The following is a 442-nucleotide window of genomic DNA, read 5'->3' as shown; positions in this document are numbered from 1 at the left end:
CTATATATTGTTCGTAGGGACCGCGCATATTTGAATGGATGAAATGTTGCGACAGCGTAAAAAAAATCAGAAAAAAGATCCCTATATCGACAAATTGCTCAAACGAAATAAAGGCAGCAAAAATAGTCGATGGAATTATTCTTATTACAATTTGACCGGGGGACGTTCTAAGGCCGGAAATCCAGTAGATAACTTTTGGCGCGTGGTGCCATGCATGTTGATGCCAAAATAGGGGCGTGTGCAGTGCCCTGTGCATCCAATAATCCAAAAGATCTATAAGTAATATGTACGGCAGCGTGAGCATCGAGATGTTGTGCTCGCAACATGAGAGCCATGTTGAGATGATCACCGGCAGGCTTGGCTGAGGCGGTGGGCCGTTAGGTCTTGTCCATCCCGGCCCGCCTGGCGAGCCCGCACTGCGAGTCCGTGCGATGTTCCGATG

The 442-nt window shown here is 48.2% G+C and carries 1 protein-coding gene; it reads right to left on the bottom strand.

Annotation, left to right across the window (positions count from 1 at the left end; translation table 11 throughout):
• The coding region (locus ACWA6V_RS20705; protein ID WP_449524259.1) for a sterol desaturase family protein at nt 1-442 on the bottom strand (442 nt) is incomplete at both ends.

The organism is Cellvibrio sp. (genome assembly GCF_053579595.1).
Note: the sequence above shows the minus strand (reverse complement) of the source record. Positions and strands in the feature narration are given on the sequence as shown.